The sequence below is a fragment of the Ohtaekwangia kribbensis genome (genome assembly GCF_042676245.1).
GTDB classification, from domain to species: domain Bacteria; phylum Bacteroidota; class Bacteroidia; order Cytophagales; family Cyclobacteriaceae; genus Ohtaekwangia; species Ohtaekwangia kribbensis.
Map to the genome: position 1 here is coordinate 31,367 of NZ_JBHTKA010000014.1, position 25,833 is coordinate 57,199.

General features: G+C 42.8%; 30 protein-coding genes. 23 read left to right on the forward strand and 7 right to left on the reverse strand.

Annotated features, from left to right (window positions below; translation table 11 throughout):
- Position 1 precedes the first annotated feature (1 nt).
- The 14 genes from rplO to ACFQ21_RS26090 all read left to right on the forward strand — a co-directional run bounded on the left by rplO (position 2) and on the right by ACFQ21_RS26090 (position 9,609).
- Positions 2 to 448 carry a 50S ribosomal protein L15 gene (rplO, locus tag ACFQ21_RS26025; RefSeq protein ID WP_377584519.1) on the forward strand — a complete coding sequence of 149 codons (447 nt, stop codon included), beginning with the start codon at positions 2 to 4 and terminating at the stop codon, positions 446 to 448.
- Positions 448 to 1,764, forward strand: coding sequence for a preprotein translocase subunit SecY (gene secY, locus ACFQ21_RS26030; RefSeq protein ID WP_377584522.1), 1,317 nt, complete (start codon positions 448 to 450; stop codon positions 1,762 to 1,764). Before rplO ends, secY begins: the two co-directional genes overlap by 1 nt.
- A gap of 5 nt (positions 1,765 to 1,769) precedes the next feature.
- Positions 1,770 to 2,582, forward strand: coding sequence for a type I methionyl aminopeptidase (map, locus tag ACFQ21_RS26035; RefSeq protein ID WP_377584525.1), 813 nt, complete (start codon positions 1,770 to 1,772; stop codon positions 2,580 to 2,582).
- Positions 2,543 to 2,761 (forward strand): translation initiation factor IF-1, encoded by a 219-nt coding sequence (infA, locus tag ACFQ21_RS26040; RefSeq protein WP_331979749.1) that lies wholly within the window; start codon positions 2,543 to 2,545, stop codon positions 2,759 to 2,761. Before map ends, infA begins: the two co-directional genes overlap by 40 nt.
- A 13-nt stretch (positions 2,762 to 2,774) precedes the next feature.
- The gene (ykgO, locus tag ACFQ21_RS26045) at positions 2,775 to 2,891 is read left to right on the forward strand and encodes a type B 50S ribosomal protein L36 (protein WP_079690082.1); all 117 of its coding nucleotides are present in this window, start codon (positions 2,775 to 2,777) and stop codon (positions 2,889 to 2,891) included.
- A gap of 6 nt (positions 2,892 to 2,897) precedes the next feature.
- Positions 2,898 to 3,278, forward strand: coding sequence for a 30S ribosomal protein S13 (rpsM, locus tag ACFQ21_RS26050; protein WP_377584529.1), 381 nt, complete (start codon positions 2,898 to 2,900; stop codon positions 3,276 to 3,278).
- A gap of 18 nt (positions 3,279 to 3,296) precedes the next feature.
- Positions 3,297 to 3,695 carry a 30S ribosomal protein S11 gene (gene rpsK, locus ACFQ21_RS26055; protein WP_377584532.1) on the forward strand — a complete coding sequence of 133 codons (399 nt, stop codon included), beginning with the start codon at positions 3,297 to 3,299 and terminating at the stop codon, positions 3,693 to 3,695.
- A gap of 72 nt (positions 3,696 to 3,767) precedes the next feature.
- Positions 3,768 to 4,373, forward strand: a complete 606-nt coding sequence (rpsD, locus tag ACFQ21_RS26060) for a 30S ribosomal protein S4 (RefSeq protein ID WP_377584535.1) — start codon at positions 3,768 to 3,770, stop codon at positions 4,371 to 4,373.
- Positions 4,374 to 4,399: 26 nt separating this feature from the next.
- A complete protein-coding gene (locus ACFQ21_RS26065) occupies positions 4,400 to 5,389 on the forward strand; it encodes a DNA-directed RNA polymerase subunit alpha (protein ID WP_377584537.1) in 990 nt (329 codons plus the stop codon).
- Positions 5,390 to 5,395: 6 nt separating this feature from the next.
- Positions 5,396 to 5,932 (forward strand): 50S ribosomal protein L17, encoded by a 537-nt coding sequence (gene rplQ / locus ACFQ21_RS26070; RefSeq protein ID WP_377584540.1) that lies wholly within the window; start codon positions 5,396 to 5,398, stop codon positions 5,930 to 5,932.
- Between the two features lie 169 nt (positions 5,933 to 6,101).
- Positions 6,102 to 7,196, forward strand: coding sequence for a glutamine-hydrolyzing carbamoyl-phosphate synthase small subunit (gene carA / locus ACFQ21_RS26075; RefSeq protein ID WP_377584543.1), 1,095 nt, complete (start codon positions 6,102 to 6,104; stop codon positions 7,194 to 7,196).
- Between the two features lie 51 nt (positions 7,197 to 7,247).
- Positions 7,248 to 8,525 carry a phosphopyruvate hydratase gene (gene eno, locus ACFQ21_RS26080; RefSeq protein ID WP_377584546.1) on the forward strand — a complete coding sequence of 426 codons (1,278 nt, stop codon included), beginning with the start codon at positions 7,248 to 7,250 and terminating at the stop codon, positions 8,523 to 8,525.
- A 154-nt stretch (positions 8,526 to 8,679) separates the two neighbouring features.
- Positions 8,680 to 8,973 (forward strand): FtsB family cell division protein, encoded by a 294-nt coding sequence (locus tag ACFQ21_RS26085; protein WP_377584549.1) that lies wholly within the window; start codon positions 8,680 to 8,682, stop codon positions 8,971 to 8,973.
- 78 nt (positions 8,974 to 9,051) lie between these two features.
- Complete coding sequence (locus ACFQ21_RS26090; RefSeq protein ID WP_377584551.1) at positions 9,052 to 9,609, forward strand: hypothetical protein; 558 nt, start codon at positions 9,052 to 9,054, stop codon at positions 9,607 to 9,609.
- On the opposite strand, the gene ACFQ21_RS26095 is transcribed toward ACFQ21_RS26090, so the two are convergent.
- Positions 9,606 to 10,688, reverse strand: coding sequence for an Ldh family oxidoreductase (locus ACFQ21_RS26095; protein ID WP_377584554.1), 1,083 nt, complete (start codon positions 10,686 to 10,688; stop codon positions 9,606 to 9,608). The genes ACFQ21_RS26090 and ACFQ21_RS26095 overlap by 4 nt on opposite strands.
- Positions 10,689 to 10,731: 43 nt before the next feature.
- Positions 10,732 to 12,966, reverse strand: a complete 2,235-nt coding sequence (locus ACFQ21_RS26100) for a PAS domain S-box protein (RefSeq protein WP_377584557.1) — start codon at positions 12,964 to 12,966, stop codon at positions 10,732 to 10,734.
- A 184-nt stretch (positions 12,967 to 13,150) separates the two neighbouring features.
- On the opposite strand from ACFQ21_RS26100, the gene ACFQ21_RS26105 reads away from it, so the two are divergent.
- The 3 genes from ACFQ21_RS26105 to ACFQ21_RS26115 all read left to right on the forward strand — a co-directional run bounded on the left by ACFQ21_RS26105 (position 13,151) and on the right by ACFQ21_RS26115 (position 17,466).
- Positions 13,151 to 14,767, forward strand: coding sequence for a DUF4139 domain-containing protein (locus ACFQ21_RS26105; RefSeq protein WP_377584560.1), 1,617 nt, complete (start codon positions 13,151 to 13,153; stop codon positions 14,765 to 14,767).
- 268 nt (positions 14,768 to 15,035) lie between these two features.
- The gene (locus ACFQ21_RS26110) at positions 15,036 to 16,955 is read left to right on the forward strand and encodes a TonB-dependent receptor plug domain-containing protein (RefSeq protein ID WP_377584562.1); all 1,920 of its coding nucleotides are present in this window, start codon (positions 15,036 to 15,038) and stop codon (positions 16,953 to 16,955) included.
- A 4-nt stretch (positions 16,956 to 16,959) separates the two neighbouring features.
- Entirely contained in the window at positions 16,960 to 17,466 is a 507-nt protein-coding gene (locus ACFQ21_RS26115; RefSeq protein ID WP_377584565.1) for a YfiR family protein, read from the forward strand.
- Between the two features lie 35 nt (positions 17,467 to 17,501).
- On the opposite strand, the gene ACFQ21_RS26120 is transcribed toward ACFQ21_RS26115, so the two are convergent.
- Positions 17,502 to 18,296, reverse strand: coding sequence for a glutaminyl-peptide cyclotransferase (locus tag ACFQ21_RS26120; protein ID WP_377584567.1), 795 nt, complete (start codon positions 18,294 to 18,296; stop codon positions 17,502 to 17,504).
- 123 nt (positions 18,297 to 18,419) lie between these two features.
- On the opposite strand from ACFQ21_RS26120, the gene ACFQ21_RS26125 reads away from it, so the two are divergent.
- On the forward strand, positions 18,420 to 19,385 hold the full coding sequence (locus ACFQ21_RS26125) for a phosphate/phosphite/phosphonate ABC transporter substrate-binding protein (protein WP_377584570.1): 966 nt from the start codon (positions 18,420 to 18,422) through the stop codon (positions 19,383 to 19,385).
- A gap of 12 nt (positions 19,386 to 19,397) precedes the next feature.
- Here the strand turns inward: ACFQ21_RS26125 and ACFQ21_RS26130 are convergent, their stop codons facing one another.
- Genes ACFQ21_RS26130 through ACFQ21_RS26140 form a run of 3 tightly spaced genes read right to left on the reverse strand, consistent with a single transcriptional unit; the run spans position 19,398 to position 22,205 of the window.
- A complete protein-coding gene (locus tag ACFQ21_RS26130; RefSeq protein WP_377584573.1) occupies positions 19,398 to 20,138 on the reverse strand; it encodes a DUF3667 domain-containing protein in 741 nt (246 codons plus the stop codon).
- Positions 20,128 to 20,877, reverse strand: coding sequence for a 3-deoxy-manno-octulosonate cytidylyltransferase (kdsB, locus tag ACFQ21_RS26135; protein ID WP_377584576.1), 750 nt, complete (start codon positions 20,875 to 20,877; stop codon positions 20,128 to 20,130). The genes ACFQ21_RS26130 and kdsB overlap by 11 nt, the downstream gene beginning before the upstream one ends.
- On the reverse strand, positions 20,874 to 22,205 hold the full coding sequence (locus tag ACFQ21_RS26140; protein WP_377584578.1) for an NfeD family protein: 1,332 nt from the start codon (positions 22,203 to 22,205) through the stop codon (positions 20,874 to 20,876). The genes kdsB and ACFQ21_RS26140 overlap by 4 nt, the downstream gene beginning before the upstream one ends.
- 66 nt (positions 22,206 to 22,271) lie before the next feature.
- Between ACFQ21_RS26140 and ACFQ21_RS26145 the strand changes: the two genes are divergently transcribed.
- From ACFQ21_RS26145 to ACFQ21_RS26165, 5 genes are all read left to right on the forward strand, one after another.
- Positions 22,272 to 23,054 (forward strand): DUF4905 domain-containing protein, encoded by a 783-nt coding sequence (locus tag ACFQ21_RS26145; RefSeq protein WP_377584580.1) that lies wholly within the window; start codon positions 22,272 to 22,274, stop codon positions 23,052 to 23,054.
- Positions 23,051 to 24,169, forward strand: coding sequence for a LysM peptidoglycan-binding domain-containing protein (locus ACFQ21_RS26150; protein WP_377584582.1), 1,119 nt, complete (start codon positions 23,051 to 23,053; stop codon positions 24,167 to 24,169). The genes ACFQ21_RS26145 and ACFQ21_RS26150 overlap by 4 nt, the downstream gene beginning before the upstream one ends.
- Before the next feature lie 67 nt (positions 24,170 to 24,236).
- Entirely contained in the window at positions 24,237 to 24,383 is a 147-nt protein-coding gene (locus ACFQ21_RS26155) for an MmcQ/YjbR family DNA-binding protein (RefSeq protein ID WP_377584584.1), read from the forward strand.
- A gap of 46 nt (positions 24,384 to 24,429) precedes the next feature.
- Positions 24,430 to 24,603, forward strand: a complete 174-nt coding sequence (locus tag ACFQ21_RS26160) for a hypothetical protein (protein WP_377584956.1) — start codon at positions 24,430 to 24,432, stop codon at positions 24,601 to 24,603.
- A gap of 33 nt (positions 24,604 to 24,636) precedes the next feature.
- Positions 24,637 to 24,987 carry a hypothetical protein gene (locus ACFQ21_RS26165; RefSeq protein WP_377584587.1) on the forward strand — a complete coding sequence of 117 codons (351 nt, stop codon included), beginning with the start codon at positions 24,637 to 24,639 and terminating at the stop codon, positions 24,985 to 24,987.
- A 191-nt stretch (positions 24,988 to 25,178) separates the two neighbouring features.
- Here the strand turns inward: ACFQ21_RS26165 and ACFQ21_RS26170 are convergent, their stop codons facing one another.
- Positions 25,179 to 25,649, reverse strand: coding sequence for an FKBP-type peptidyl-prolyl cis-trans isomerase (locus tag ACFQ21_RS26170; protein ID WP_377584590.1), 471 nt, complete (start codon positions 25,647 to 25,649; stop codon positions 25,179 to 25,181).
- Between the last annotated feature and the right edge of the window lie 184 nt (positions 25,650 to 25,833).

Consider the following 25,833-nt stretch of genomic DNA (forward strand, 5'->3'; position numbering starts at 1 on the left):
GATGAAACTGCATACACTTAAACCTGCTGAAGGTTCTACAAAAACAAACAAGCGTCTTGGCCGTGGTCAAGGTTCTGGCGGAAGCACAGCAGGACGTGGTCACAAAGGTGCTCAATCAAGATCAGGTTATTCTAAGAAGGCTGGTTTTGAAGGTGGTCAGATGCCGCTGCAGCGCCGTGTGCCTAAATTCGGATTCAAGAATAATAATAAGGAATACTTCAAGGCAGTTAATCTTGACATTCTTGAAGGCTTGGCTGAAAAGGCTAAGACCAATGCATTAACTTTACAGGTATTAGTAGAGAATGGTGTCATTGGGAAAAATGATAAAGTTAAAGTTTTAGGCAGAGGAGAACTTAAAACTAAAGTAAGTGTGGAAGCACATGCTTTCTCTGCAACTGCGACACAAGCAATTGAAAAAGTAGGCGGAACTGCTACAACGGTTAAGTAATGAAGCGATTCTTTCAGACCATAAAGAACATCTTTTCAATTGAAGATCTGAGAGTCAGAATCCTTAATACTATCGGATTCCTGATCATATTCAGACTCGGATCTTTCATTGTATTGCCAGGTATAGATCCAAACTTATTGGATCCAACCAGGAATACCAGCGGTATTCTTGGATACCTGAACACATTTTTGGGAGGTGCATTTAACAACGCATCAATTTTTGCGTTGGGTATAATGCCCTATATCTCAGCTTCAATTATAGTACAGCTTTTGACATTTGCTGTACCTTATTTTCAGAAGCTCCAAAAAGAAGGTGAATCTGGTCGTAAAAGACTTAATCAACTCACGCGCGTATTAACCATTGTTATTACTGTATTCCAGGGATATAGCTATTTGAAAGGGACTATTGATCCTGCTGTTATCACAACTCCGGGTACTATGTTTTATGTTACTTCACTGGTATTGATCATTGCAGGTACAATGTTCTGTATGTGGTTAGGTGAACGCATAACAGATAAAGGTATAGGTAACGGTATATCGATGCTGATCATGATTGGTATCGTATCAAGACTACCACTAGCCTTGGTGTCTGAAGTGACAGATAAATTTCCGGGAAAGGCCATCTTCTTCATTATTGAGATTTTTGCCCTCTTCGGTATAGTAGTAGCTGTTATAGCGTTAACGCAGGCAACTCGCAGAATACCTATTCAATATGCGAAGCAGGTTATTGGAAATAAGTTATATGGTGGTAAACGCGATTTTATTCCGCTGAAGTTGAACTCAGCTGGTGTGATGCCAATTATTTTCGCGCAAGCACTGATGTTTATTCCAGCACTGCTGGCAGGTATATGGAATGATAGCGATTTAGGTGCCTATATAGGATCAACTTTCTCAGATCCTTATTCATGGCAGTATAGTGTGTTGTTTGCCAGCATGATTTTGATCTTCACGTTCTTTTACACCGCGATCACAATCAACTCAAACGACATCGCTGATAACTTGAAAAGAAATGGTGGATTTGTTCCAGGTGTTAAGCCAGGTAAACAGACTGCCGAATTTATAGATACCGTGTTATCACGGATCACATTACCGGGTGCGATATTCCTGGCGGCTATTGCAGTGCTTCCGGCATTTGCAGTAAAAGCGGGAGTTGGTCAAAACTTCGCTCAGTTCTACGGTGGTACTTCTCTTTTGATCTTGGTAGGTGTTGTATTAGACACACTACAGCAAATCGAAAGCTACCTGCTGATGAGACACTATGAAGGTATGATGAAGTCGGGTAGAGTGAAAGGACGTTCTCAATTTGCTGCGGCCTAAACTGAATGGTCCATTTAAAGACGGAAGAGGAGTTGATATTTATCCGTGAAGGCGCCCAAATACTTGGGAAAGCACATGGAGAAGTTGCTAAGCTGATTAAGCCAGGCGTCAAAACCTCAACGTTGGACAAAGTTGCCGAAGAGTTTATCAGGGATAATGGTGGAATACCATCATTTAAGAATTATAACGGATTCCCTGCTTCACTTTGTATATCTGTCAACGAGGTAGTGGTTCATGGGTTTCCTGGGAATTATGAACTACGAGCTACTGATATAATCTCTGTTGATTGCGGAGTATATTATAAAGATTATCACAGTGATTCGGCCTATACGTATCCATTGGAAGCTGTAGGTTCAGAAACGCTTCTTCTGCTAGAGCGAACATACGATTCTTTATATAGAGGGATCGAACAAGCAAAAGCAGGAAATCGGATAGGGGATGTAGCCCATGCTATCCAAAGTTATGTTGAGAGCTTCGGATATGGAGTAGTGAGAGAGCTGGTGGGACATGGAGTTGGAAAAAAACTTCATGAAGACCCAGAAGTACCAAACTACGGTAAGCGCGGCAAAGGAATTAAGATAGTATCTGGAATGGTGTTCGCAATAGAGCCCATGATTAACCAGGGAACGAAGAATGTGGTGCAGGAGAGGGATGGATGGACAATCCGGACCTCAGATAAGAAACCTTCAGCACATTTTGAACATACTGTCGCTGTGCATGAAGATAGGACGGAGATATTGACAACGCACAAGTATATAGAAGAAAATTATACGTATAAGTGGCGAAACAAAAGTCAATTGAACAAGATGGTACTATAAGTGAAGCATTGTCGAATGCAATGTTTCGGGTACAACTAGAAAACGGGCATGAGGTATTAGCTCATATTTCCGGAAAGATGCGCATGCACTACATCCGGATTTTACCTGGAGACAAAGTACGCTTGGAAATGTCACCGTATGATTTAACAAAAGGAAGAATTGTATTCAGATACAAGTAGATAGATTAAAGACATGAAAGTTAAAGCATCCATAAAGAAGCGTAGCGCTGACTGTAAGATCATCAGACGCAAGGGCAAACTGTATGTGATTAACAAAAAGAATCCGAGGTATAAACAAAGACAAGGATAATAGACTATGGCACGTATAGCAGGTGTAGATATTCCTGATAACAAGCGAGGCGAAATCAGCCTTACTTATATTTTTGGTATTGGCCGCAGGTCAGCCCAAAATATTCTTTCTGAAGCCAGTGTAGACTGGGATAAGAAAGTTAAGGATTGGAATGATGAAGAATCAAATGCGATTCGCGCGATCATCGCTGAGAAATTCAGAATCGAAGGCGTTCTTAAATCTGAGATTCAGCTTAGCATTAAACGTCTGATGGATATCGGATGCTACCGTGGTCTTCGTCACCGTAAAGGACTTCCTGTACGTGGCCAGACTACTAAGAACAACGCTCGTACTCGTAAGGGTAAGCGTAAGACTGTAGCGAATAAGAAGAAAGCAACTAAAGGTTAATAGATAAACTTTTCAATAATGGCGACTGCTGAAAAGAGAAAAGATAAAGCAAAAAAGAGAGTAGTGAATGTTGAGGCTGTTGGCCAGGTACATATCCGCGCTACTTTCAACAACATCATAATCTCCGTTACCAACTCAACTGGCCAGGTTATATCTTGGGCATCAGCTGGTAAAATGGGCTTCAAAGGTTCTAAGAAGAACACACCATACGCTGCTCAAACTGCAGCGCAAGACTGTGCTTCAAAAGCTTTTGAACTTGGTTTGCGTAAGGTTGAGGTTTTCGTGAAAGGTCCTGGTGCCGGTCGTGAGTCTGCTATCCGCACAATCCAGAACTCTGGTATCGAGATCACTGCAATCCGCGATGTAACTCCGCTTCCTCACAACGGTTGCCGTCCTCCAAAGAAAAGAAGAGTTTAATATAGACAATTGAAGATTCACGATTACACGAAGAGCTGTAGTCAAGGTCTAAAATTTAAAAATTAGAATAGAATGGCACGATATACAGGCCCTAAAGTTAGAATATCAAGACGTTTCAATGAGCCAATCTTAGGTGAAAACAAGGCTCTGCAAAAGAAAAACTATGCTCCTGGTCAGCATGGTCGTGGCAAAAAGCGTAAGCAATCAGAATATGCTACGCAGCTTGCTGAGAAGCAGAAAGCAAAATATATCTATGGATTGCTGGAAAGACAATTCGCGAAATTGTTTGATACAGCTACCCGTAAAAAAGGTGTTACCGGTGAAGTATTACTCCAATTGCTCGAGTCTCGTTTAGATAATACTGTATACCGTTTAGGCATTGCTCCTACCAGAAGAGCTGCCCGCCAGTTAGTATTGCACAAGCACGTGCAGGTAAATGGAGACGTTGTTAATGTACCTTCTTTCTCTCTGAAACCTGGTGACTTGGTTGGCGTACGTGAGCGTTCTAAATCACTTGAAGTAGTAACCAACAGTCTTTCTACTCAAAGTGCTAAAAAATATAACTGGTTAGAGTGGGATAGTACCGAAATGGTCGGAAAGATCATTAACTTACCTCCACGTGAGGATATCCCGGAAAACATCAACGAGCAGCTGATCGTTGAATTGTACTCGAAGTAATTGTAACAGTTAATCAAACCAAGACTATGTCAATATTAGCATTTCAAATGCCAGAGAAGGTTGTAATGGAAAAGTCTGATGATTTTCACGGACTGTTTACATTCAAGCCTCTGGAAAAAGGATATGGAGTTACCATTGGCAATGCGCTGAGAAGAATTCTGTTATCCTCCCTGGAAGGTTATGCGATTACTGGAATTAAAATACCAGGAGTATTGCATGAGTTTTCAACTATAGAAGGTGTAGTAGAAGATGTAGCGGAGATCATTCTGAACCTGAAAATGGTTCGCTTCAGAAAAGTAGCTGACAATTTCGATAATAAGATAACGGTTAACATTAAGAAACAAAAGCAGTTCAAAGCTGGTGACATAGCCAAGTTTACTTCTGCATTTGAGATTCTTAACCCTGAGCATGTAATCTGTAACTTGGATGAATCTGCTCACTTTGAAATCGAACTGACAATTGAAAAAGGCAGAGGATACCTCCCTGCAGAAGAGAATAAACCAACGGAGCAGGTATTCGGATTCATTCCGATTGATGCGATCTTTACACCAATCAAAAATGTAAAGTATAGCGTTGAGAACACCCGCGTTGAGCAGAAGACCGACTACGAAAAACTCGTAATTGATATCGAAACAGACGGCTCAATCCACCCTGAGAAGGCATTGGAAGGTGCTGCCTATATTTTGATCAAGCACTTTGCATTGTTCTCTGATAAATCAATGGAGCTTGAAACTGGCAAAGATGCTGAGGTTGAGCAGGTTGACGAAGAGATGCTGCATATGCGTAAGCTGTTGAAGACTCCTCTTCATGACCTTGATCTTTCGGTACGTGCTTACAACTGCTTGAAAGCTGCAGATGTAAAAACATTAGGTGACCTTGTTGAACTTGAAATTTCTGATATGATGAAATTCAGAAACTTCGGTAAGAAGTCACTCGCTGAACTTGAACAACTTGTTGCTGAGAAGAACCTTACTTTCGGTATGGATCTCAGCAAGTATAAATTAGATGAGGATTAAGAAATCATGAGACACGGTAAGAAAGTTAACCATTTAGGAAGGAAAACAGCGCACCGCGAAGCATTGCTTTCAAACATGGCTTCATCGTTGATCCTTAACAAACGGATTACAACGACTGTAGCGAAGGCTAAAGCGCTTAGAAAATATGTTGAGCCTTTGATTACAAAAGCTAAGGACGATACAACTCACTCAAGAAGAACTGTGTTCTCTTATCTTCAGAACAAAGAGTCTGTGAAGACTTTGTTTGGAGAGGTAGCAGGTAAAGTAGCTGAGCGTCCGGGTGGTTATACACGTATCATCAAATTAGCTGATACGCGTGTAGGTGATAACGCAGAAATGTGCCTCATCGAATTAGTAGACTTCAATACACTGTATACTAAAGAAGGTGCTGCGAAGAAAGCTAAAACTCGCAGAAGCCGCAGAGGCGGTAAGAAAGAAGGTGCTAAAGTTGCTGCTTCAACAGAAGCTACTGAAGCTCCTGCAGCGGAAGCTAAAGCAGAAAAGAAACCTAGAAAAACTGCAGCTAAAAAAGCTAAAGAATAGTGTTTGAGAATCTCATATACAGAAAAGGATTGAATGAAAGTTCAATCCTTTTTTTTTGCCCTGCAAGGCAGGCGGGTTCGTTTGCGTTGAAAGGAATTTTTAACAAAGAGACACGCCCACACTATTTTCTGTTTTAAACATCAAATTCTAACGTATTTTTGTCACCGCAATGCAGAAAAAAGCTTATTTACTTCTTGAGGATGGCCTTCTGGTAGAAGGTACTGCCATCGGAAAAATTGGTACTTCTGGTGGAGAGATTTGCTTCAACACCGGCATGACCGGATATCAGGAAATTTACACCGATCCATCGTACTACGGACAAATCATTGTTAACACAACATCGCATATAGGTAACTATGGCGCGATGGACGAAGAACAGGAGTCTGTGGGTGCGCAGATCGCGGGACTTGTAGTGAATGATTTTGCTAAAGAATATAGCAGAAAATCAGCGAAGGAAAGTTTACAGAATTACCTGGAAACAAAAGGCATAGTAGGGATTGCAGATGTAGATACACGCATGCTGGTTCGTTACCTGCGCAGCAAAGGTGCGATGAATGCAATCATCTCTTCTGAGTTGTCGCCTGATAAGCTGATGACGGAATTGAAGAAGGTTCCTTCCATGGATGGACTCGAATTATCATCTATAGTTACCACCAAAGAGCCTTACTTCGTTGGCAATGCAAATGCTCCTATAAAAATTGCTGTACTTGATCTCGGTATCAAGAAAAGTATAGTGGAGAACCTGGCGGGCAGAGGTTGCTATTGCAAAGTGTTCCCGGCTAAAACATCATTTGATGAAATGGCTGCATGGAGGCCAGACGGATATTTCATCTCTAACGGTCCTGGCGATCCTTCAGCCATGGACTACGCTGTGAAGACAGTAAAGCAAACTTTAGATTCAGATAAACCTGTATTCGGTATATGTTTAGGACACCAGTTGCTGGCGCTTGCATCAGGCGTATCAACCTATAAAATGCACCATGGTCACCGCGGATTAAATCACCCGGTGAAGAACCTGGTAACAGGTAAAGGTGAAATGACTTCACAGAACCACGGCTTCGCTGTATCTGAAAAAGATATCGAGAAGAATCCAAATGTTGAAGTAACGCACGTTCACCTGAACGACAGCACCATCATGGGTATACGCAGAAAAGATAAGAAAGCTTTCTCGGTGCAATATCACCCGGAAGCTTCTCCAGGGCCACATGACTCACGTTATCTTTTTGATGACTTCGTGACCATGATTAAATCAGATATAAAATAATCACTGCTATATATAGCGGTAAAATCTACAATCCATAAATCTATAACAACTATGAGCTTAATTGAAAGCATTCATGCCCGGCAGATTCTTGATAGCCGCGGTAATCCTACTGTTGAAGTTGATGTTGTAACTGAATCTGGCGCTTTCGGACGTGCAGCAGTTCCATCCGGCGCTTCAACCGGAACGCACGAAGCCGTTGAGCTTCGCGATGGCGATAAAAAAGTATATGTTGGTAAAGGTGTATTGAAAGCTGTTGAAAACGTAAATACTAAAATCGCTTCTGAAATTGTAGGGTTTGATGTATTCGATCAGAACCTGCTCGACAAAATCATGCTTGAGCTCGATGGTACTCCTAACAAGGGTAACTTAGGTGCTAACGCTATATTAGGAACTTCACTTGCTATAGCGAAAGCTGCAGCAGCAGAAGCTGGTATACCACTATATCGTTACATCGGTGGTGTTAGTGCTAACACATTGCCTGTGCCAATGATGAACATCCTCAACGGTGGTAGCCACGCTGATAACTCAATCGACTTCCAGGAATTTATGGTTATGCCTGTAAAGGCTGATACATTCTCAGAAGCACTGCGCATGGGTACTGAAGTATTCCATACACTGAAGAAAGTATTGCACGATCAGGGCCTTTCTACTAACGTAGGTGACGAAGGTGGTTTCGCTCCGAACATCAAGTCAAACGAAGAAGCGATCGAAGTTGTATTGAAAGCAATCGAGAAGGCTGGTTTCAAACCAGGCGAAGATATATTCATCGCGATGGATGCTGCCAGCTCTGAATTCTACGATGCGAAAAACAATACCTATACTTTTAAAAAGTCTGACGGCAAGAAATTAAGCTCTGCCGAGATGGTTGATTACTGGGCTGCATGGGCTGCTAAATATCCGATCATCTCTATTGAAGATGGTATGGCTGAAGATGACTGGACAGGTTGGAAAGGTCTGACTGATAAAATCGGTAAGAAAGTTCAGTTGGTTGGAGATGATTTGTTTGTAACAAACGTAACCCGTCTGCAGGATGGTATCGACAAAGGTGTTGCTAACTCAATCCTTGTTAAAGTAAACCAGATTGGTTCGTTAACAGAAACTATAGCAGCGGTTAACCTGGCAAAACGCAATGCTTACAAGAGCGTTATGTCGCACCGTTCAGGTGAAACAGAAGATAGCACCATCGCTGATCTTGCTGTGGCATTGAACACTGGTCAGATTAAAACAGGTTCAGCTTCACGTTCAGACCGGATGGCGAAGTATAACCAATTGATCCGTATTGAAGAAGAGTTAGGCGAAGTAGCATACTTCCCTGGCCGTAAATTCTAATACTATAGCTATTAAATACAGAAAGCCAGAGCAACACACTCTGGCTTTTTTCGTTTTTACTATGTTGCACGCACACACGCATTACTACACGGATACGGCTTTAGCGAATAATGAATAACTTTTTTCTCTATCTTCGTATCACTTTTTAAACTTTATGCTGAACAAACTACCAAAGCCGTTCCGTAATTTTTTTGTACTGACAACCATCGTATTCTTTGTATGGATGTTGTTGTTGGATCCGAATAACCTGATCGCGAGGTTCCAGTTACGTTCCAAACTTCGTTCGCTGGAAAATGAAAAAGAATACTACGAGGAGAAGATCAAGGAAGTGGAAAAGGATCGCGATGAACTTTTCGGTGATAAAGAATCCGTTGAGAAGTTTGCGCGTGAGAAGTACTTAATGAAGAAAGAGACAGAAGATATTTTTATAGTAGAAGAAGTGGATTGATAAAATCCATAGCCATGCAATAGGGGTAAGTCTTCTGCAGCCTGTCTTAGTATAAATCCGACCTAATGTTATAATAACATGAAAAAGACTATACTAACCTTAATTGCTTTGTCGCTGTGCACACTGGCCATGGCGCAATGGGGAGACGAAGAAATGAGCGATGAGCCAACACTGCGCGAACGAATATTTACCGGTGGTGGTTTTGGTCTGAGCTTCTCCAGCTATTACGATTTTGTTTCAGTATCACCACTCATCGGGTATAAAGTAACGCCTAAATTGGCGGCCGGTATACAAGTACAGTATCGCTATACCCGCTATAAAGAATTTACACCCAAGTTTTCAACCAATGATTACGGTATAAGTCCGTTTGTGCGCTACAATGTATACTCGCCTTTCTTTCTGCAGGCGGAATATGAATACCTCAACTACGAATTCCCGGTAACTACCAGCGAAAGTATACGCAAGAAGTATAACAGCTTTTTAGCAGGTGGAGGTTTGTTTCAACCACTGGGAAGACGTGCAGGCTTTTATGCACTTGCACTCTATAACTTTAGTTACAGAGCTGCAAACCCGGGAGAAGTTACTCCATACGACAGTCCACTTGTATTGCGCGTAGGTGTAACAGCCGGTTTCTAAAAAGCGATTCCAAATTTAGCACTGAGTAACTGGAGGTCTTCCACCACTTTTGGGTTGAGTGGTATACCTTCCGCTAATCGCTGTGCAGTAATTTCTCTTTCAGGATCTCCCGGTATAAGAACGCGTTCCTGTCCTTCAATCGGCTTGGCAGAACGGAAGCAGTTGATCCAGTTATCCATGTGTTGTTTGAACTCCGCTGCAGGACGGAATGCATCGATACGCATGGCTCCAAAGAAATGTCCTATACCTTCACCTACCGGATCACTCGGTGGACTCAGGAACGCTACAAACGGAGGAACCCACGGTCCATAATTAGCACCCGACAACACGGCTGAAAATATATCTACCCATGCACCCAGGCAATATCCCTTATGACTGCCGTGTTCACGATCACTGCCTAAAGGTATAAGTGCACCTCCGCTCTTCGTTTCATTCGGGTCTGTAGAAGGTTTCCCATCTTTGGTTTGTACCCAGCCCATAGGAGCATTCAGATTTTTACGTTGAAGAATTTCAAGCTTGCCATTGGCTGCAGTCGTTGTAGCAAAGTCAGCAACGAAGGGAGGTTGTTTATCGGCAGGTATAGCAACCGCAATAGGGTTTGTACCCAGCAGTCGCTCCACTGAAAATGTAGGTGCTACTAACGGACTGGCATTGGTCATAGCAATACCAATCATATCATGTGGCAATGCCATCATCGCGTGATGTCCTGCTATACCAAAGTGATTCGAATTCTTTACAGCAACCCAGCCGGTGCCGGCAGTACGCGCTTTGGCTATAGCAATTTCCATCGCTTTCGGGGCAACTACCAATCCCAATCCACTATCGCCATCTACTACGGCTGTGCTGGGCGATTCGTGTACCACGCGCACATTGGGAGTGGCATTAACGCGCTTTGCTTCCCACAGACGAACGTAACCCGACAGACGCGCTATACCATGCGAATCGATGCCACGCAGATCAGCATTCAATAAAACTTCTGTCGCCAGCGTAGCTTCTGCATCTGAACAGCCTATATGCTTAAAGATGTTACGCGTAAATACCTGTAGGGATTCGAAAGAAAAGAGTTTGTCCATTACCATACTGCGGACAAATATATAGTTCTAATCGGAATAATGGTTGCTGTTAATCGGGCATTACAGACGGTGCCGGAAAACTTACCGTGAATGTAGTGCCCAGCCCGGGTTTGCTGGCAACATCGATGGAACCATTCAGGGCATTAACCTGCGTACGCACCAGGTATAGTCCTAGCCCTTTGCCCTCTACATCGAGGTGAAAGCGTTGATACAGGGTAAATAATTTATTGCCAAATTGTTCGAGATCTATACCCAAGCCATTGTCACGAACAAAGAATCCAACATGACCATTTGATTGAAAAGTTTTGATCTCAATAACGGCCGGCCGGTGGGGAGATCTATACTTGATAGCGTTCGATACCAGGTTGTAAAGTATGCTATAGAAATATGTTTTTATAGTAAAGAAATGCGAGTATGCCGAAAAATCAGTTCGTATTTCAATCTCACTACTAATCAGTTGCAGTGCCAGTGTTTCCCGTATACTGGTATAGAGATCGGCTATATCAAGCCATTGTTTGGATTGATAGTGGTCACCGCGTATCTCCAATATCTTCGTCAGATCTTTGATAACTTCATTGAGTTTCGTTACAGATGTGAAGAGGTGATTGAGCAGTATATTCAGTTCCTGGTTTTCGATAGGTTGAAGTTCTATCAGTTTGGAAAGTCCCATGATGGTAGCAACGGGTCCGCGAAGATTATGCGATGCTATAAAAGAAAACTGGAGCAGATCATTGTTGTGCATCACCAGTTGTTGCAAAAGTTTACTCTTCTCTTCTTCCTGTTTTTTACGTTGACTGATATCTTGTCCTATACCGATGATTGAATCATCCGATAGCGGAATCATACACCAACTGATGTCAACCAAACCTGATGGTGCCTCAATTTTGAAATCGTGCCATTCTCCATCTCTGCTTCTGATAAATTCCAGTGTCTCTTTCGTGTTGAGCTTGCGTGGGAAGAACTGTTGCAGAATACGTTCTTTGCCTATATCTCCATCGGCCTGCTCAAATGTACTCTCCCAGAATTGATTGATGAAGTTTATATTTCTATGAACATCAAACAATACAATGATCAATGGTAAATTATCAATCAGTCGTTGCAATGCTTCTTTTTGACGGATCAGTTCGTGCTCGGCTTTCTTTCGTAATGTTATATCGGTGATAATTCCATCGAGTCGCACCGGTTTGCCGGTATAGTCTTTCGTCATCCATATTCTGCTGGTTACCCATTTTTGTTTTCGCTGCTTGCTCAGAATCATGTGTTCGATTTCTGTGTAAGATTTAGCAAGCAGTTGCTGATGCATGGCATCCGCTGTTCCTTCCGGATCATCCACAAGCATGCACTCTACCAACAGGTTGTTCTCGTAAAACTCCTGTGCCGAGTATCCGAATATTTCTTCAGCAGCATTGTTTACAAAATCGATTTGTATCTCGCGCATACCGGTAAACTTTGCAGACCATACCATATCTTTCAGCGTGCTGAGTATACTGCTCAACTTCTGTTGACTTTGTCTTACCAGGTCGTTTGCCTGTTCCTGTATTTTCTCGTGTGCTGCCGACAGCTGATCATTCGTAGACAGTAATTCTTCGTTGGTGGTGATCAGTTCTTCATTGGTGCTGGCCAGTGCATGATTTGCTTCATCTAGCTGGCGCGTGCGTTCTATAATTTTTTCTTCGAGATTAACATTCAGTTCTTGAAGCTGGAGTTCAAACTTTACACGCTCGGTAACATTCTGCGATAAAATGAGTTCGGCTCGTTTGCCATTCCATTCCATAGCATACGAAGTTATCTGCACCCATATTAATGTACCGTCTTTCTTTACATGTCGCCATATACCCGAGCTATATACACCGCTCGGGATCCCGAGAATAGCCTGCTGTAGTTTCGGTATATCTTCAGCCGGTCGTATGTCGCGAATGGTTCGCGACAGAAATTCTTTTTCGGTATAGCCATATTCACGCACGGCCGCTTCATTCACGGCGAGAAATGACAGGTTTTCCAAATCATATACCCACATAGGGTTGGGATTCTTCATGAAGAGTTTTTCGTACTCGGCTATTCTCCGCTGCAGCGTAACATGAAAGCTGTTCATCAGTATATATAAAAGCAGTCCGGAAACAAGTACAAAACTTATCCGCATCAGCACATTCAGTATCTTAACATCGTATCCCGATTCGTTCGTAAAATATGTGTTTAGTAATGCGGTGCTTCCGTAAATCCAGGCAATACCCAGCAGGGTATAGATTACAGTGATTTTTAACGATTGCCCTGATTTTTTAAACATCTTATTAAACGGTTTTTAAATCTGTAGCAGTGCGTGGGCTCACAACATTAGAAAAGTAACAAATTCTTCCTAATTTTTCCGGTGTCACGTTCCGATCCCTGAATTTCAGAAAACAAAAAAAATCGAAACTGTGCCTTATGGAAAATTTGTCCCACCTGCATCTTACTAAAAAATCAATCCAGATATGAATAAGACAATGTTATGGTTTCTGTTGCTGTTAAGTTTACGGTTGTCAGCACAACAAGTTAAAACCGTTGATTCCCGAATTAGTCACGTAACCGTATTTCTGAACAAGGCGCAGATAGAACGCGTAATTAAAACGCGTGTGGAGGCAGGTAAAACTGATCTGATTGTAACCGGCTTAACATCGCAGCTCGATCCACAAAGTATACAAGTGGCCGGCAAGGGTAATTTTGTGATATTGGGTATTACACATCAGCAGAATTATCTGAGTGAACTGAATGTACCGGCTTCGCTGCGTATACTCAAGGATTCCCTGGAATATTTGCAAAAGCAGATAGCACTCGAGCAAAGTCAGAAAGAAATTCTGAACAAGGAAGAACAAATGCTTTTGAGCAACCAGAAGATTGGAGGCACCAACCAAAATCTGACGGTAGCAGAGTTGAAAGGCATGGCAGACTTTTATCGCGTACGCTTAAGCGAGATTGTAACAACACGCATGAAGCACGATGACAAGATTAAAAAGATAAACGAACGTGTTGTTAAACTACAGCGACAGATACAGGAACAGAACGAGCTATATGCACGCAACACAAGCGAAATTGTGATCAGCATTTCTGCGGATGCAGCATCTGCGGCAGACCTGCAAGTAAATTATATAGTAGCGAATGCCGGATGGTATCCGCAATACGATCTGCGTGCAATCAACACAAAGAGCCCCGTGCAGTTGAGCTACAAAGCAAATGTATATCAGAGCACCGGTGAAGAATGGAAAAATGTAAAGCTTAAACTATCAACGGCAAATCCAAGCGAAGGAGGTTTAAAGCCTGAATTATATACCTGGTATCTTAATTTTGAAGAACCTGTTCTTTATAAAAGACTTAAAGGAAGAGCAGCCGGTGTAATGCTGGAATCAGCAGCACCTGCTATGGCAAAGGATAAAGCGGAAGAAGATGCGGAGGCTCTGAATGAAGTTACCACTACTGCCGACTATGTAAACACTATTCAAACATCACTCAACGCTGTTTTTGATATAGCCTTGCCCTATACCGTTGCTTCATCCAGCAAGCCAACATTGGTAGACATCAGCAAACATGATTTGAAGGCAACCTATCAATACTCCGTAGCGCCTAAACTGGATGCCGATGCCTTTTTGATGGCACAGGTTGTTGATTGGGAACAGCTGAGTTTATTACCGGGCGAAGCCAACGTTTTCTTTGAAGGTACATTTGTTGCTAAAACGTATCTCGATCCGAACAATATAAAAGATACATTAGCAGTATCGTTGGGTAGAGATAAGCGCATCGTGGTGAAACGTGAAAAGTTAAAAGACTATAACTCGCGTAAAACGATAGGATCAAATCAGCGTGAAAGTTTTGCATACGAGATCTCCGTACGCAATACCAAAAACGAAGCCGTCAAAATTGTAGTGGAAGATCAGCTGCCGGTTTCTCAAAACAGTCAGATAGAAGTAACGTCTACCGATGCGGGCGGTGCGGGTTACAACAAAGACACCGGCAAGCTGATGTGGGAGTTGAATGTGCAGCCGAACGAAACCAAAAAGGTAACCTATAAATTCGAAGTAAAATATCCGAAAGGCAAAATTATTCCCGGTTTATAAGGTATAATTAAATTAACAAAAGCGATCGGGCAGGGATGTTTATAACATCGCTGTCCGATTTCTTTTTTTGCCCTATATAGTCTCAAAAAAAATGGTTTACTTTAGGTTGTAAAAGTGCCAGGGCTGATCTTCCCTCTAAGCAGTCCAACACGTTTTCTACTAACCTGATCTGAATTTTACCCGTATGCAGCAGTGGAGGCTAATCACTACTCTTCTTTTTCTCATCCTATCTCAATCTTTACTATCAGCCCAGGATCTTGATTCGTTAATGAACCTCAACGCTTTTACGAAAGAAAGTGACCTGCAAAAGTTATTGAATAAAAACGTAGGTGTATCTGCACAAAAGCTCTCATCACGTGAGACACCAGGCATCCTGAGTATAATTACCGCTGAAGAAATTCAGAACAGCGGTGCCCGCGATCTTACCGATGTGCTGCGCCTTGTGCCGGGCTTTGATGTTATGCAAGACCTGCAGTTTGTAATGGGCATTGGTCTGCGCGGCAGTTGGGCCAACGAAGGGAAAGTATTGGTGATGATGGATGGACAACCCTTCAATGATTTATTATACCAGTCTGTTGCTGTAGGAAATCGCTTCCCTATAGATGCTGTGGAACGGATTGAAATTATTCGCGGTCCGGGTTCTGCTATCTACGGAGGTTCTGCCGAGTATGGCGTTATCAATATAATTACCAAGGCAGCGGAGAGTCTCAACGGAGTTGCTATTTATGGTACGGGTGGTTTTCATGCTGATGCTACCGGGCGTACCAATGCTGGTGTTATGGCTTCCCGAAAAACAGAATCACTGGCGTGGGATTTTTCTTTCTTTAAAGGTGCAGGTATTGTAAGCGATGATCAGCACCACGATGACCCGATACAGAACGCCTACAATGGTAATACAAACTATATTAATCAGAATCTTGCGAAAGTTTCTACGGCCGATCCCATGAATATTAACCTCGGCCTGCGGTATAAAGATTTATACCTGCGTACGATGTATGATGAATTTAAAACGTCAGATCCGCAGGTAGATGTGTCATTCAAAAACTTCTTTGCAGATCTGCGCTACGCGTGGAAGATCAATGATAAATTCAAATTAACACCTCAACTGAAATTTACAGATCAGCGTCCATGGACATACGGTCCGAAGGAAAACAAGGACCCGGATTTTGAAGCACAGGCTACTCGCCTCTATGCGCAAGCGGATGGCGAGTACAACGCTTCACGCAAAACCAGTATAAATTTCGGTGCTATATATTTTCGCGATCATGGAGATTATGAAACGGTGCTGAGCACGTTTGCCGGAGACCGTTCATTAACACTTTCCAATTACGCATTCTACGCGCAGGCATTATTCAAACATCGGTTGGCAAATGCTACCGTAGGATTTCGTTATGAAAAGAACAACCGCTACGGTGGCGCTTTTGTACCACGACTGGCTTTGACCAAGAAGATCGAAAACTTTCACTTCAAGGTTTTATATAGCCAGGCGTTTCGTGCGCCCTCACTGCAGAATATAAATATAGCGTTGAATGATAAGATCAAACCGGAGAAGTCTGACGTGTTTGAGTTGGAACTCGGCTATCAGTTTACTCCGGAGATGTTGCTGGCGGTAAACGCATTCAGCATCAGCACACGAAACGTTATGATCTACGGTTCGGAAGGTGAAGACGAAACATTTCAGGAATGGTATGAAAACTCGCAGAAGAGTGGCAGTAAAGGTATAGAAGTAGTGTACAGCGTCCGCCAGAAAACATGGTATGCCCATCTTACATACTCGTTCAGTCAGGCTATCAAGAGCAATACAGTAGAAGTATATGAAGTAAGCCAGACCGATAGACAGTACGTTGGTTTTCCAACTCACAAGATTACACTCAATACCAATTTTAACCTCACTTCGAAATTAAGCTTCAACCCAACGTTCATCTATGCAAGCAAGCGATATGCGTATACTGCGGTTGATGATGATGGCAACGCGATAAGCACAGCACTCGATCCGTATGTTGTGGCCAATGCATTTCTGAACTACAGAAATCTCCTCCCGGGATTAACAGCAGGTGTTGGTGCTTATGATATACTCAATGAACGACCCGCTATACCGCAGGCATACAACGGTGGTTACGGACCTATACCGGGCCGCAGTCGCGAATATGTAGTTAAACTTTCGTATCAGCTCAACTTTGCTAAATAAGGATATGCGTCACGTTATACTTTCTATTATAGTTTTTGTGGTGATGGCAGTATCGGCTCATGCACAAACAACCAACTACCAGGTATATTCATTGTTTGTTATCAACATCGCCAAGTATTCGTCATGGCCGGAACAGAATGGGGAATTGCACATCACTGTATTCGGCAAATCGAAGATCTACGATGAGCTGCTGAAACAGAATGGTAAAAATGTAAACGGCCATATCGTAAAAGTAAGTCAGGCCGATAATGTAGATGCTATAGGCCAGTCGCAGATAGTATATGTAGCCGATGGCAAGAGCAGTGCGCTGGATGATATACTCAAATTCACACAAGGTAAACCGGTGCTCATCATTGGCGAACGCGAAGGCTTATTCAAGAAAGGTGCTGGTTTCAGTTTTGTAGTAATGGAAAACAGCACGCTGCGTTTCGATATCAACAACACCGAATTGGACAAGCGACAGATCAAGGTTTCCAAGAGTCTGGCAGCACTGGCTAATCAGTCGATCTGATTAGCACCGTGTAACGTTCCAGGAAATATAGTTTGTTATTGCAGTCTGATCAGGTACGATTTAGGCCACAGCTTGCCGGTTAGCAACAGCGCTTTTGATTTGGGGTCGTAGGCTATACCATTTAACACATCGGCATTCGGATACATACTTCTGATTTCATTGCCGATGGGAGAAAAGTCGATTCTCCCTACAACCTTTCCGGTAGCCGGATCAATCTTCAGTATCCAGGTAGTTTCATACACATTGGCATATATATACCCGTTAATATACTCGAGCTCGTTCAGTTTCTTTACGCGTGTTCCGCCATCCATCACCGTTATTGTCTTTACAGGCTTAAGACTCGTAGTGTCCAGGTAGTACAATTTTTCGCTGCCATCGCTCATGATCAGATTTTTGTTGTCATGGGTAATGCCCCATCCCTCGGTATCATATTTGAATTCGCGAAGTTGCTGGTATGTTTTTGCATCGTACACAAAGCCAACTTTATTTTGCCACGTGAGCTGGTATATTTTATCATTCAACACCGTAATGCCTTCTCCGAAATACTGGCCCGGCAATGTTACTTTTTTATCGTGTTGTCCGGAGCCCGGATTTACTTCGGCAATCCACGACCGGTTATTCTGTCCGGTACTCTCCAGTATCTTGTTATCATAGATCGTTAAACCTTGAGTATATGCTTCTGCATTGTGTGGAAGGGTGCTGATTACGGTATAGTGCAACGACAGGCTGTCGCGCGTTGTTTTTACTTCACCGTCCTTTTTACCACCACACGAAGAAGCTATCACACTAAAAAGAACAACGGTTAACAGCCTGAAAAAATAGGTTTTCATTGCAATTCATTGATTTACCTCGAAATGAAATAAAATTATTGCTAATCCCCAACAGGAGTTTGCAACAAGGGTAGTATCTCTTTTAAAAGGTTCTTTTATCTTTACAAACAACCAGTTATAACCATGATACATCCTGAACTACTGAAGCAACCTGCTTCGAATATCCCTTACTTCCGGTATAGTCATGTAAGTATTATTCACCCCGATTTGTCGGGTCGTAAAATTGCAGGCATCGTTGTCTTCTTCCTGCTGCTATATTTTTCATCCATGCCCTTGCGGGCACAACAGACGGAAGCTATAAATTTTTATCTGACACCGTCTATATCTACCGAGCTGCTCAACAAGAATGGTGCATTTATTAAAGATTACCTGGAGAAAGAAACGGGCCTTGAGATTCGCATGACGATCCCGTCATCGTACGATGAAATGGTAGATTACTTTGGAACCAGCAAATCGTGCTTCGCTATCATGAGTAGTCAGAGTTACGTGCTGGCCAATAAAAAACATGGTGCTGTTGTAAAGCTGCGCACGGTTCGTTTCGGTCACTCGGTATATTATGGACAGATTCTGACGCGTGCTTCTTCCGGTATAAAATCAATTAAGGATCTTCAGGGGAAAACAATTGCCTATACCGATGAACTTTCAACCTCCGGTTATCTCTATCCGAAAAAGATGCTGGAGAAAAATAATGTGACGCCTTCCAAAGAAATTTTCGTTAAGAAGCATGATGAAGTTGTAAAGCTGGTATACGAAGGCAAGGTTGATGCGGGTGCCGCATTCTATTCGCCTCCTGCAACAGACGGTACACTGCGCGATGCCCGCTTACGGCTTAAGGATAAATATCCGGATGTAGAGCAGAAGGTAGTTACCCTGGTAAAAACGGATGCTATACCCAACGACCCGATTGTGTTCTCCAAAAACTTTAACCCCGAAGCTGCACGTAAGCTATACGTTGCACTGGTAAAACTGGCGACAGAATCCAAAGGCAAACAAATGCTGCTAGAGCTTTACGGCTCAGAGGGATTTGTAAAAGCATCGGATGCTGATTACAATTCGCTTCGTGTGGTAATGGGCGTTGTATCGAACTGAAGAATATATGTACTACCCGAACAACCCGTGTGTTGCCGCTACAAAGCTCCAGATCAGCAGCCAGTAGAATATAATAAACAGGATACGGATCAGCAGTGATTTCACGATCACCAACAGTATATTCCCCTGGTAAAACTGTTTATAGGCAATGATCAGGTATACCTGAAATACAACACTGAATACAGCATCGTTTATGCCGATAGCGTGAGGTGCAAGCAGAAACGCGGGTATAAATACGAGTACACGAAGTATATTGGTCTCACCGATTACGAAGCAGTGAAGCACAAAGCTTTCGGCAAAGTTAAACCGCGAACGTTTAAAAAATATCCAGGCAAAGAATGCAAGCAGCGGTAGTATCAATACGAGGCCGAGTACTTTTCCATGGCCAACCATAAACTCCATGCTCTCGCGATAGTAGGGTAGTGGAGGTTGTCGTTTCGATTGCGGGTAAGTAAGGGCTTCGAAATATCCGGCCTTGAAACTTATAAGGGCCGATAGCGCAGTTGTAATAACAATGAAGCTTAACGGATTAAAATATTTTTTGCGTTTGCCTTCAACGTATTGCCGCGCTACAATACCGGGTTTGGTAACAAGGTCTTTCAGCAACAGTAAAAATCCTTTGTCAGCGTGCGTCAGTGCATGTATAAGTTCATGCGATAAATGCGGAACGGTGATCCGGTGCGTATCTATCTGCTGACCGCATGATGAACAAAATTTACCTTGCGTGGCTGCATCGCAGTTTTTACAATTCATGAGAGGTTATGAGATTAAGGGCATGTTTCAGATCATCTGGTGTATCAATCCCCACAGTCTCTTCCTTCGTTTCGGCCACCATAATTTTAAAGCCGTTTTCAAGCCAACGCAATTGCTCCAATGATTCTGCCCGCTCCAGCGATGAAACCTGGATCTGCGTAAGCTGTTGCAGAATGTCTGCACGGTAGGCATACATTCCTATATGTTTATAAAAAGTATGTTTACTCAGCCACTCTTCTTGCGGTGTATTGCGAATGTGCGGAATGGTAGAGCGACTGAAATATAGCGCTTCACCGGATTTGCTCACCACCACTTTTACCAGGTTCGGATTGAACAGGTGTGTGGGGTTGTCGATTGCTTTGATCAGCGTGGCAATCTCGGTCTGGCCGTTTAATTTCGAAGCGAGTAATTCTATTTGTGATGGCTGTATAAATGGCTCATCACCCTGTATGTTGATCACATAGTCATATTTACCGGGTTGAAGCGACAGTGCTTCATAGCAACGATCCGTTCCGCTAACGTGATTTTCTTTCGTCATACATACTTCACCGCCAAATTTCCTCACATGATCAAAGATCAGGTCATTGTCCGTTGCAACAATTACGTCAGCTATACCCGAAGTCTTCTTCACTTGTTCGTATACACGTTGTATCATCGACTTGCCCGCTATATCTACCAGCGGCTTGGCCGGAAAACGGGTAGATGCGTAGCGTGCTGGTATAATTCCTAAAATTTTCATGCAGATACTTTCTTAACTTTTAAGGATGTAGTTTCATCATCAATCACTTCAATCTCCTCACCGCGCTCAATATACTCACCACGCGTAAATGCATCGTGAAGTTTATCGTTGATCATAACTTTTCCGCTGGGGCGAAGCACCGTATGGGCTACACCGCGTTGTCCTTTCATATTTTCTTTAAAGCTGGATGTATAGCCTTGCGCGCGATCCTGCGTATCGACCAACGCGACACGTTTGTAAAAGCGGGTATCGGCAAGTCTGGCGCCTCCCGCAAATAAAAGTACCGTGCCTCCGAGTAGTCCGCCTATAGCAGCGGCCAGCGCATAGAGTATATCATTCATGCGTACAAACTCAAAATCAAACGCATCGTTGTTGATCATGATGAGTACGAGCGATCCGATCACCAGAACTATACCCGAAACGCCTGCTACACCAAAGCCGGGCAGAATAAAAATTTCAACTGCGATCAAACCTATACCAACGAAGAACGCGATGATCTCCCAATTTTCGGCAAGTCCGTTTAAGTAGTACGGTACAAGGTAAAGTATCAGTGCTACCAAAGCCGCTAATCCGGCAAAGCCTATACCCGGGGCCTGCATCTCGAAATATATTCCGGCAATGATCACGAGTATAAGAAGTCCACTGATAAACGGGTTGAGAAAGAACGCTACAACTTTATCCGTAGCGCTTAGTTGATAATAATCGATCTCGTAGTCGGTAACCTTATTTCGTTGCAGTATCTCGTTGATGGATTCAACCTTGGCTTCGCAGTAACCATGTTTGATCGCTTCGGATGTAGAGAATGTAATTATCTGTCCTTCTTTCTTAACGCTGTCAATCACAACGCTTTCATCTACCATGCCTTCTGCTATACGCGGATCGCGTTTGTTTTCTTCTGCCGTGGCGCGCATTATGGAGCGCATATACGACTGATATTTATCGGGAGCTTTACCACCGCTTCCATCTACAACCGTAGCAGCACCAATGCTGGCGGCAGGTGCCATATAGATACTATCACATGCAATAGAAATCAGCGCACCGGCAGAAGCAGCATCTGAATTGATAAATACCCACACCGGATTTTTGAAAGCCATGATTTTGTCAACAATATCTTTTGCATCCGTCAGCACACCACCATAGGTATCCATTTCAATAATTACGATATCGGCTTTTGTTTCTTCAGCATGTTGCAGGGCGAGTTCAACATAGCGCGTCATGCGCGGATCAATTTCCTGCTTGATCTCCATAATCATCACATTCTTCTTCTGTGCCACGGCCGAAAAAGAAAGCAACAAAAAACTCAACAGTAATACAGGCAGGGTCTTCATGAATTTAAACTTCCAATCCAAAGGTCAATCTTCTATACTTGCACTAAAATAACCAATTAAACGAAGTTGACAGAAAGACTGAAACGTAAGTTTTCACATCGCTTCAACGGTCTTGTGTGGAACACCGCGGTGCTGCCGGAAGAATCGCTTTTGCTGGTTGAAGAGCGCAGTCATGAAGAGCGCATCGTAACATTTTCTGCATGGCACTATGCAACGGATACATTTCGCTGGCAGCATATAAAACTGGATGAACCGTGGTGGGTTAACCTGAGTGCCGCGGCTGAGGGCGTTATACTTTTTACAATATACCTCGACACAAACAATCCGGATAAAAAAGGAATATTGGGCTGTTCGGGTAAAGACCTGAAATTGTTGTGGTGGCATAATGATTTCTCGATTGTGTCAGTTGCTCCTGGCAGAGTGTTGGGAGTTTCCTCAAAACTGGGGGCGAAAGATGTAGTACTTGATTTACATTCGGGGAAAGAACTGAAAGAATCATGGACTGAAGTCTCGGCAAAAAAAGACGAGCCGGTGATACGACCTTCGCTTTATTCCGAAGGAACTTCGTACTTTAACACTGTTAAAATATTTTTAGAGACCAGGCTAAATTTATTGCCCGTTGTTGCGTTGGAGTATCTGGAATATGATTCGAAGATTTTTATTTCGTACTACACGAAAGAGAATGATCTGGCGAATTATTTGTTAGTATTGTCGCATGCAGGCGAGTTATTGCTGCATGAAAAACTGGATGAGTCCTTAAAAGGAATCGGCCAGGATACTTTTTTCATCCTCTCAGGATGTGTAATTTTCGTGAAGAATAAACGTGAGCTGATAAGTTATTTTTTATGATGAATGTATTGATTTACGCGGGTGCTTTATTTTTTCAGCCGCACGCTCAGGACTCACTGGGCATTGAGACTGTCAATGGAAAAATCTTTGTTGTTCACCAGGTGGGTGAGAAGGAAACGTTATATGGAATATCGAAGCGCTACGGTACAACGGTAGATGCTATTGTTCAATATAACCCTTCGGCAAGTTCAGGTCTTTCAATCGGACAGATACTAAAAGTTCCATATACAAAAACGACTCCGGCAGCAACAAATACAAAAGCTGCAGGAGGAGGTGGCATCATTCACGTAGTGGCTGCCAAGGAAACCATGTTCTCCATTTCAAAAGCGTATGGTGTTTCCGTTGATGAGATCAGGCAGTGGAATAATCTGAAAGATAATACGCTCTCGATCGGACAAGAGATTGTTATTAAAAAACGAAACACTTCCGCAGCCAGCAATACGGCTACGCAGCCAACAACCACTCGTCAGACAACAACACCTGCAACGAATGCAGCCAGTACACATACCGTTGAGGCAAAAGAGACACTATACTCCATCGCCAATAAATATGACATCACGGTGCAGCAGTTGAAGGAGTGGAATAATCTGCAAAGCAACGAGCTCGATATCGGACAAACGATTTATGTAAAACAACCTTCGCGCAATGCTACGCCTGTGCGGAGAGATACTTCGGCAACAACACAACAGTCGGTTGTTACTGCGCGCCAGAACACCACAACACAGCCGGTGAAAAATGATGTTCCCAAGAACGATACACCTCCGGTAAAGAACGATACACCACCGCGCGAAACCGTGAAGACCAATACGGAGACAATTCGTATTTCGGAATCGGTAAAGAATGGAGATGAGATTTTGGAGAAAGGTATAGCCGAGTTGATTGAAGGAACGGATGGCAACCGAAAATACCTGGCGCTCCATCGCACCGCTCCTGTAGGTACTATATTAAAAGTGAGAAACGAGTTGAACAACCGCGAAGTATTTGTACGCGTAATGGGTAAACTTCCGGATACAGCACTTACGGATAAAGTGGTTATCAAAATATCAAAATCTGCTTACGATAGATTGGGAGCCATCGATCCGCGCTTCCGCGTTGAAGTAACGTACTATAAGTAAGTGCTTGAGTTGTTCAAACTATATATACTTTAATTACGGGTTTATCTTCAACAGTTAATACGTTGGTATGAAGATAGAGGCCCTTCGTAAATTCTGTCTTTCTCTCCCTGCAGTAACGGAAGACGTTAAGTGGGGAGCAGATTTATGTTTTAGCGTAGGCGGAAAAATGTTCTGCGTTACTTCGATGGAAGGACCGCTGAAAAATATCATTTAAGGTACCCGATGAAGATTTCGAAGAAATCGCGGCCCAGGAAGGATTTATACCGGCACCCTATATGGGCCGCAACAAGTGGGTATTGCTAACCGATATAAATGCAGTAAAACCCACAGAGCTCCAAACCTACATTCGCCAATCGTACGAACTGATAAAAAGCAAACTCACCAAAAAAAGCGCGAAGAACTCTCGCTGGAATAAAAATAGTTTTGAGTTTTGAGCTGCGAGCTTCGAGAGTATACCCTACTGCCCTATGATCAGGATTTATAAAAACTTGTTTTTTCTGGTATATAGGCTTTTGAAAAAAAGTGAAAAGAATTATCAATCGGACTTGCACAATGCTATAATAGCCGTTCTCATTATTTCAGTATTAGAGACATTAAATGTACTATCGTTTTTGCCTGCTAATGAAAATATTGATGAAGGTTCCCTTTGGGTGCCATGCATAGTGCTTTTGTTATTGAATGGTATTGTTTTCTTGCCGGCTGGCCGTTTTAAGAAAATGGAGCGTGAATTTTTACGCAATCAACCTTCAGTATTCAATGATAGCTTTATTGTACTATATATTTTTGGAACAATATTGACTTTCGCATTGACGAGATAAGGCATATGGAAATCTTGGAAACTTTCTGATGGATAGCTACTCCTACACATAGTATATCTATACATCTACAAAAACTTCGAGCCACTATATCTTGTACTCGAAGCTCGCAACTCACAGCTAGGAGAAAAAAAAGAGCTTCGAGCAGCTATATCTACTGCTCGAAGCTCACAGCTCAAACTCGAAGCTATTTGTTAATGGTGGTGTCCACCCGGACCGTGCACATGGCCATGAGAAATTTCTTCGTTCGTAGCACTGCGTACTTCCATTACTTCAACATCGAAGTTAAGTTCAACGCCTGCCAGTTCGTGGTTGGCATCAACCGTTACACTTTCTAGACCTACGTGTGTTACGGTAACAACATTACCGTGGTTGGTAGAGAACTTCATTCCCGGACGAACGTCCTGATCGCCAAATGCCGAACGTGGTACTTGCTGAATCATCGCAGGATCTTTCTCTCCGTATCCTTTAGCCGGTTCTATCTTTAATTGGAACTTGTCGCCTTTAATTTTCCCTTCCAAACCTTCTTCCATTCCTGCAATCAGATTTCCAGCACCGTGCAGATAGTGCAACGGGTCGCGTCCGCTACTGGTATCAATAACATTTCCTTCGTTGTCGCGCAGCGTGTAATGGATGGCCGCTACTGTGTTTTTAGTGATTTGCATTGCTAATGATTTTTTAAAGTTTCAAGAGATTATCCACGGTTCGGGATGAAATAGGCAGGCAATCTCTGTAATCGGACAAAAATACTTCTTTTATTTTCTAAAAGTGCTCATCCATCGGAAAAGCGATTTGGAGCCTGAAAATTCATTTTTCATGCACACGTTAGCAGTTTAAAATTACCCGGAA